Annotated in this window: 8 protein-coding genes and 1 tRNA gene; 2 read left to right on the top strand and 7 right to left on the bottom strand. The window is 41.1% G+C overall.

What is annotated here, in order from left to right; all coding sequences use genetic code 11:
* Positions 1-76 precede the first annotated feature (76 nt).
* Complete coding sequence (locus GW12_RS04095) at positions 77-661, bottom strand: hypothetical protein (RefSeq protein WP_034583819.1); 585 nt, start codon at positions 659-661, stop codon at positions 77-79.
* Positions 662-885: 224 nt separating this feature from the next.
* Here GW12_RS04095 and GW12_RS04090 point away from each other — a divergent pair, with 224 nt between their 5' ends.
* Positions 886-1113, top strand: a complete 228-nt coding sequence (locus tag GW12_RS04090) for a hypothetical protein (RefSeq protein ID WP_034583795.1) — start codon at positions 886-888, stop codon at positions 1111-1113.
* A gap of 231 nt (positions 1114-1344) precedes the next feature.
* A tRNA-Thr gene (locus tag GW12_RS04085) sits at positions 1345-1420 on the top strand.
* 81 nt (positions 1421-1501) lie between these two features.
* Here GW12_RS04085 and GW12_RS04080 read toward each other — a convergent pair.
* The 6 genes from GW12_RS04080 to GW12_RS04055 form a co-directional block, all read right to left on the bottom strand.
* Positions 1502-2350: a cyclopropane-fatty-acyl-phospholipid synthase family protein gene (locus tag GW12_RS04080; RefSeq protein WP_034583782.1), complete on the bottom strand. Its 849-nt coding sequence runs from the start codon at positions 2348-2350 to the stop codon at positions 1502-1504.
* A 2-nt stretch (positions 2351-2352) separates the two neighbouring features.
* Positions 2353-3660, bottom strand: coding sequence for an FAD-dependent oxidoreductase (locus GW12_RS04075; RefSeq protein WP_034583780.1), 1308 nt, complete (start codon positions 3658-3660; stop codon positions 2353-2355).
* 440 nt (positions 3661-4100) lie between these two features.
* Positions 4101-4979 carry a pirin family protein gene (locus tag GW12_RS04070; protein ID WP_034583777.1) on the bottom strand — a complete coding sequence of 293 codons (879 nt, stop codon included), beginning with the start codon at positions 4977-4979 and terminating at the stop codon, positions 4101-4103.
* A 250-nt stretch (positions 4980-5229) separates the two neighbouring features.
* A complete protein-coding gene (gene ahpC / locus GW12_RS04065) occupies positions 5230-5793 on the bottom strand; it encodes an alkyl hydroperoxide reductase subunit C (RefSeq protein ID WP_034583775.1) in 564 nt (187 codons plus the stop codon).
* Positions 5794-5956: 163 nt separating this feature from the next.
* A complete protein-coding gene (locus GW12_RS04060; RefSeq protein WP_227504124.1) occupies positions 5957-6391 on the bottom strand; it encodes a TetR/AcrR family transcriptional regulator in 435 nt (144 codons plus the stop codon).
* A gap of 226 nt (positions 6392-6617) precedes the next feature.
* Positions 6618-6797 carry a hypothetical protein gene (locus GW12_RS04055; protein WP_034583772.1) on the bottom strand — a complete coding sequence of 60 codons (180 nt, stop codon included), beginning with the start codon at positions 6795-6797 and terminating at the stop codon, positions 6618-6620.
* Positions 6798-7135 lie beyond the last annotated feature (338 nt).

Below are 7135 nucleotides of genomic sequence, written 5' to 3'. Positions count from 1 at the left end.
ATATTTTTTTTTTAAAAAAAAAAAAAAAAAAAAAAAAAAAAAAAAAAAAAAATAATAAAAAAATGTTGGGAAAGTCCTATAATATATGATTTTGTTCAATACTTTTTATTCTTTGATCTAAGCTTACAAAAGCTCCTTTCCTATCTTTACCCTGAATCCCAAATTCTGTTAGAAGAATTTCGATAGCAATTCGCAGTTTATTAACAGCAGAACTTGGAGAACTTAGAGTAAGAGCAAAAGATTCATAAATAATATCTTTTATTTCACTTGGCACCTTATCAGGCACCTTAAAAAGGTTTAATGCTGGTTGAAAATATCTCGGTGTAAAAACATCAATAAATTCTCTTTCACAGGGACAATAACCCTCTTCCGTTAAAATATAGTCCGTATAATTTTCCTCTATTGTACCTTCTCCACAAACTATGACCTTATCACCGCATTTATGATGCACACATTTCAGAACTCCAGAAAAAATATAACGTGTCCATTCTGGTTCAAATTCATCACATTCTTTTTGTTCTTTCTTACTTAAAGCGGTTTGATATTGATGCCAACATTCATCATCCCAAACTAAAGTTTGACGCGCACATGTAGGACAAGAAAATGGAATATCATCTTCTTTATTAAATTTTTTAATAAATTTTTTGTAAGCTTCAATCATAGGTATGAAAATAAAGTGATAAATTCTCAATTATAAAAAATAATACTACTAATAAGTTTATAGATTGGCACAAAAATAGCTTAATTTTCTTGTCATCAAAGCTATGTTATGTTGCTCTTAGCGGGCACATACAAGGAGAACAAAAACCAAAAATTTAACCAACCACGCATTGATCTTGATTCAAATAAAAAAGCCAATAGAAACCCTGCTATTCGGGAGATCACATGAATAACAGCGCCAACTATATCAAACAGATCAAAAACGCTAAACGTGGCGGTTACACCCCGACCATTGCCAAGGACGTCAACAAACACAAAATCCAGAAAGCACTAAAACTTATTGAACAGTGGAGAAGCCTCGCTCAGGAACTTAAACCTCAAATGCAGTTTGACATGGCCTTTACCCTGGAGGAATGCGCCCAAGACCTTGATCGAATACTGAAAAGCCGATAACCCTGATTTTTATATTTCACTAAAATAATTCTAAATTCCACCTCGCCCACAGCATCCAATATCCAATATCCAATGTGGGCGATTTCACAAAGTAAAACCTATTCTATTTTTAGTTTTAAACATAACATCTGGCATACAAATCCAGAGCTAACTAAAATTTAGACAAAGCATTTGAACGGTTATTTTTTGGCTTGCAACACCTAAAAAATTCTGTAGAATGCACACCATAACGCCGGCATAGCTCAGTTGGTAGAGCAACTGACTTGTAATCAGTAGGTCCACAGTTCGAATCCGTGTGCCGGCACCATTTTCTTAGCCTCGCTTTTTAGTGAGGCTTTGATGTTTCTGGCGCCTGCATTTTTCTTTGGGCGACTATCTTTAATTCTTTTTAGTGCTGGGCCGTGGCGCTAATCTGTACATAACGCACCACCCCATCTTCATATAGTTTTCGGCACAGTTTGGCTGTCATCTGGATTTTAAAATGATCCAGCTTGGATGCCTGCACAGACTGGGCAAAGCCTTTTGCATTTAAATCCTGCTCGACATAACGGGCAAAACTGGCAAAAACTTCCTCTGATAAATCTTCCACCTGAATATCCATAAATTCATGCTGGTCCAAACATTCATACAGCGCACCGACACTCATCAGATTATTTAAATTCACATCGGCTGATTTCAGTAAAAACTGATATTTACGTTTTTGAAATGAATTTAAAGTTTTCCAGCGCTCGGACAAGGCTAAGTGATGAAAACCGATGCGTGCTTTTGAATTCAAAACGGAACGCATTTGTTCCAGCAGTTCTGGAATGTTGCTGTGATAGGCCGCGTCAATACAGACTACAGCGTCGAATTTCTGCGGAAAACGGATGTCTTTAAGTCTAAGGAAAGAAGCGTTATAGATGGCATTCAGCTCAGGCAGATGCTGCTGAATCTTGCTGACACAGGTCTGCTGCAACTCAACACCCGCCAGATATTGCACCTGATAATGCTGCTGCCAATGTTGCAAGCTGGCACCCTGACCACAGCCAAGATCCAGCAGTTTGTCTTTTGCATTTAAATGGATTGCCTGAGCCAGATGATCGGCCAAGGCTTGGCAAGCTGCTACATAGTCTGTTTGTCCTGCCTGCCAGTATCCCAGATTGCTCCAGGGCAACCACGAGAGATCCCCAAGTAATGCCGCATTAATGGCATATTTATGCTCAGGTAAACGCTGTCGAAGTGCCTGGAACAGTTTCATGCTTAATAGCCAAGTTGCGGTGCAACCTCGATTTTCGGTTTTAAACCCTTGAATGGCAACGGCGCACCGAAAATTTCTGCAATGTTCATCGCGGAAGTCACCGCAGATTCCAGAATTGGTAGGCCATCGCACGACCATGAACCACAATAGAACACCTTACGGCCCTGCTCCAGATGGCGTTTCTGCACTTCCTTGTTCAGGGCAAGGGTATTGGCATCTACCACGGCACGAGTGAGGGTCACGGAAGAAATGATTTTCTTCGGATCAATTTCAGTCACCGGACGCCAGGTTTGGAATACCGGAGATTTACCGACCAGTGTTGGCTCAACCGCATTCAGCCATACGGTGAACTGCTGACGGGTAAACTTGCGATCCATCATATAGCTCAGCACTGCCCAGTCTTTGCGTTTTGGTGGCATCACGCTTGGATCGGTATGAATCACCAGCTCACCCTGCTCAAACTGGAATTTTTTCAGCAATTCGATGTCATATCCGAACTGTTCCTGATCCAAGAATTCATCAATCTTGTTGGTCGGTGTGGCTACTACTACACGGTCAAACAGTTTGGAATAACCAGCCGCATTTTCCACACGTACCTGTTCACCCTGCTGTTGCACCAGTGTGGTTTTTGCACCACTGACAATCTCGATGCCTTCGATCAACTTGTCCACCAGTGCCGGTGTACCACCCTGCATACGCAGCAAGGCATCACCATCGGTCAGCTGGCGCAGGAAAATCAGCAAAGGTTTCGCAGGCCATTCACCAATGGTTTTCGGGTTACAGGTACAGATGGTGTAAAGCACCGGCATCACCGCACCATGCCAGAACACTTCTTCAATCTCGTTACGATTGATAAATTCTGCCAGGCTGATGTCCTGATGTTTTGATTTAAAGAATTTGTGCAGTGCCGTTTTTAGCTGCAACATACCTTTGACCAGACGCCAGCCGTACTGCTGGATGCCTTTACGGTTATTAATAATCGGGAAATTACCGATACGGCTACGTGAGGTGGTCAGCCAGGTTTCAGTTTTCTCCTCAAACAGCCAGCTGCAGGCCATGTAGGTGCGTACCGGATAGGTGGTAATCCCCAGATGGGTCGCCAGACTCAGCGTGTTCTTCCACAAGTAAGGATTCATCACGCGCAGGGGTGCATCAATCAGCCCGCCTTCAAACTCGAGGCTATGACTGTCCATGCCGCGTCCTGGCAGCGCTTCAAAAATCGTGATGTGATGTCCTGCATCCTGAAGAATTCTGGCGGTAGCCAGTCCGGCCATGCCACTACCAATAACTGCGATATCCAAACTGATCATCCATCATTAAAAATTAACTTTTAGAAATTATGTACCAAGCTAGCATCTTTTAGGGTATTAAAATCTTCCAGAATGCAAGTTTTTCTCGATAAGCTAAGCAGATGTAAATTCATAATTTTTTACATTTCTCTCTAAAAAAACATACAGTTTATAAATCTCTGCTTTTGTTGGTTATTTATGAATTTATTTAAAATTTTTATTTTAAAATCAATGTATTTAAGTTGACCAAAATTTCAAAAATGATTTTACAAAACTACCCAATATCTTTATAATTGCTTGCATAATAAAATGACAGCCACTGCACGCTCCACAGTGACGGATGGCTCGAATAATACCCATGATCAGAATAATCTACAGCGCACAATATATCCAAAGCCTCTGCATTGCAGAGGCTTCTTTGTTTTTGCGGAGTAGGAAAATGCGAGTTCGACTGACATTTTTTATTCAGCTGTGTCTGGAATCTCGCCAAATTTTCCGTTGTTAAAGTCTTGAAAAGCCTGGATGATTTCTTCCTTGGTATTCATTACAAAGGGACCATAACCCTGAATCGGTTCATTCAGCGGCTCACCAGTTAACAGCAGGAATTTCGTGTCCTGATAGGCTTGTAACTGAATGGCAGGATCATCATCACGGGCAAATATCACGATGGAGCTGTCCAATACTTTTTGGGTACCATTTACGATCAGCTCCCCGCTTAACACTACCAACAAGGCATTATGACCTGCAGGCACATGCAATGTGGTTTCATACCCGGCTTTCAGTTCACCATCCCAAACATTCACCGGGCTAAAAGTGTGTGCCGGCCCCTGATGTTCACCAAATTCACCGGCAATGATTCGGATATGCCCTGCACCTTCATCCATCTCGATGCGTGGAATATCAACCGTAGTTAAAGCCTGATAACGTGGTGTGATCATTTTGTCTTTGGCTGGCAAATTCACCCAAAGCTGCACCATTTCAAACAGGCCGCCATGTTTGGCAAAGTCTGGAGAATGGAACTCTTCATGGACCACACCGGCACCGGCCGTCATCCACTGCACATCACCAGCATGAATGGTACCGCCACCACCGCCAGAATCTTTGTGAGTAACTTCACCCTGATAAGCGATGGTCACGGTTTCAAAACCGCGGTGCGGATGTGAACCCACCCCATGCTGTATGGTGGTCGGATCAAAATGGTAGGGTGCTGCATAATCCAACAACAGGAACGGACTAATCGCCTGACCGAGACGGTCATAGGAAAACAGGTTTTTCACCGGAAAGCCGTCACCGACCCAATGCATGTTTTGATTGCGGTAAACACCAATGACTTTTTTCATCTTTTTACTCCTATACGCAATAGGATGAACATGCAGCCATTGTATGCTGTATAAACTATGAACAATACAGCACTGCTAGGATGCAGGATTGCAAAAATAAAACGATTCCAGGCTTAGACTTTGGCACATCTACTTATTTGGATCCGGTGCTTAAAATCATGATTTAAATATCAAGGCTATTTTCAACAGACAATAAAAAAATCCAGCGCTGAGGGCTGGATTTTTTTAGTTTCGATTAAGCTTTATCGAATTAGATTTTACCAACTAGGTCGATTGAAGGAGCAAGAGTTGCGTCGCCTTCTTTCCATTTAGCTGGGCAAACTTCGCCTGGGTGAGCGTGTACGTATTGAGCTGCTTTTACTTTACGCAGCAGTTCTTGTGCGTCACGACCAATACCACCGGCGTTGATTTCAACGATCTGGATTTTACCGTCTGGGTCGATCACGAAAGTACCACGATCTGCCAGACCATCAGCTTCGATCAGCACTTCAAAGTTTTTCGCCAGAGTCCAAGTTGGGTCACCGATCATTGGGTACTGGATTTTACCAATCACGTCAGAAGTATCGTGCCAAGCTTTGTGCGTGAAGTGCGTGTCTGTAGAGACTGAGTAGATTTCTACGCCCAGTTTCTGGAATTCAGCATATTGATCAGCAAGATCGCCTAATTCTGTTGGACAAACGAAAGTGAAGTCAGCAGGATAGAAAAATACAACAGACCATTTGCCTTTCATGTCCTGTTCTGAAACTTCAACGAATTGACCGTTGTGGTAAGCAGTTGCGTTGAATGGCTTAACTTCAGTATTGATTAAACTCATGTGACTTTTCCTATCAGTTCGTGGGAATTCATTCGATGAACTAAGAATACTTAAAAACCATGGATAGGTAAAACCGTAACTTTTTATAAAAACTATCGGTTTTTTAGATTTAAAAAGACTATCGAATTTTCTCTTCTGATCTTTTTCTTCGATTTACAGGCATTTAAATTTTGGAAAAATGCTGTAGCGAATCCCAAGCAGACTGCGCTAATGCCTGTATATATTGCTGGGGAGAATCCTTGACACGCCCCGACAGCCAGGCACAGCAATAACTTTCAGTTGGCCCGATCACCAAAGACATCAATAAAGCGGTCGGTATAGCTTTTAAACGTTCTGCATCTGGCTGTTTTACCAGCCATGCTTTTAAGTCCTGATTACGCTCGCTATTGCTTTGTTCTAGAGTCTGATAATGTCCGCCTGTCTGTACCGAGTGATGTGCAGCATAAAGAAAACGGGCAAAGTCGGGATAGCTTACCACCCAATCAATATAGCTCTGGATAATGGCATGAATACCCTGCTCTATACCTTGAACCTGGGATAAAGCTTCCAGACGGCGACTAGACTGATCCTTTAAAGCAGCTAAATATAGCGCAGACACGATCCCTTCTTTGTTTTGAAAAAGATGGTAGATCGCGCCGACACTGGTTTCCGCCCGATCCTGATCATTTCAATGGTAGTTGCGGCAATACCGGTCTGTATAAATTCCTATAAAGAAAAACCCTGATTTTTATCATCAGGGTTACTCAATAGTTAGCGCTGTTTTTCAGTTGCATGTATTCATTTATATTTCTATCTTAAGTTAAAACCATATTTAGTATTTCAGCTTATCGGTTCTGTTGGTCACGTTGAGAACTTTGCTGATTCTGATCCTGTTGTTGATTTGATTGACGTTGTTGGCCAGGTTGCTGCTGTTGCTGACCAGGTTGTTGTTTCTGTTGATCACGTTGTTGCTGTTGTTGATCACGTTGCTGTTGGTTCGGATTATTTTGCTGTTGATTAGCCATGACTATTTCCTCTTTTGATTATGAACATCGCTTAATAACGACACTTATTAATTTACTCTTTATTTTTTATTTTTAAGATTTAAATCTGTGTCAATTCTATTCAATGTAATTTCAGAAAATTCATATTATCGATTTATAGGTTTCCTTTTTTTATTTTTTAACAAAAATTACTCAACACCTTTATATTTATTTTTTATTAAAAAATTATTATTAAAAATAATGGTCATATTTTTATCTTATATTTTTGTTTAATTAATCAATATCTCTATAATTAAAATATTAAATATATTAGACCTCTTGCGAAAGTAAAAACTGCCTCAATATAGCTTTCATGAACT

This window comes from Acinetobacter sp. HR7 (assembly GCF_000773685.1).
Classification (GTDB): domain Bacteria; phylum Pseudomonadota; class Gammaproteobacteria; order Pseudomonadales; family Moraxellaceae; genus Acinetobacter; species Acinetobacter thermotolerans.
Note: the sequence above shows the minus strand (reverse complement) of the source record. Positions and strands in the feature narration are given on the sequence as shown.